At 49.9% G+C, this 375-nt stretch carries 1 protein-coding gene; it reads left to right on the forward strand.

The window, feature by feature from the left end:
- Positions 1 to 101: 101 nt before the first annotated feature.
- Positions 102 to 375: dihydroneopterin aldolase (locus tag B472_RS16855; RefSeq protein WP_116798729.1), on the forward strand; the 274-nt coding region annotated here is incomplete at its 3' end.

Consider the following 375-nt stretch of genomic DNA (forward strand, 5'->3'; position numbering starts at 1 on the left):
TCTGCAAGCAACGGTGGCGACCAGGGCTTTGAGCAGGTGTTGGATTTGATCGAAGAAGCCAGCGAAGGTTTGATGAAATTTACTCTTCAAAAGGTTCAGACATGAAACCTGTCAATTCAGCAGTCATCGAGTTGAGAGATTTACAATTGAAAACGGACATCGGAACTTATGGTACGTTGGACATCCGACCCGACATTCACCTCTTGGACCTGACCCTGGGCATTGGCAGCCACCTGGTGCTCATTGCCAAAGATGAGATGGCGAATGTCTTTGACTATGACCCCTTGATGGCGGAGATTGACCGGCTTGCCGAAGATGGGCACTATGAAACCCAAGAACGTCTCATGACACGCATCGCCCAAGCGTGCGTAGCTT

Origin of the sequence: Limnohabitans sp. Rim28, assembly GCF_000293865.2 — a bacterium.
In the GTDB taxonomy this organism is placed as follows: domain Bacteria; phylum Pseudomonadota; class Gammaproteobacteria; order Burkholderiales; family Burkholderiaceae_C; genus Limnohabitans_A.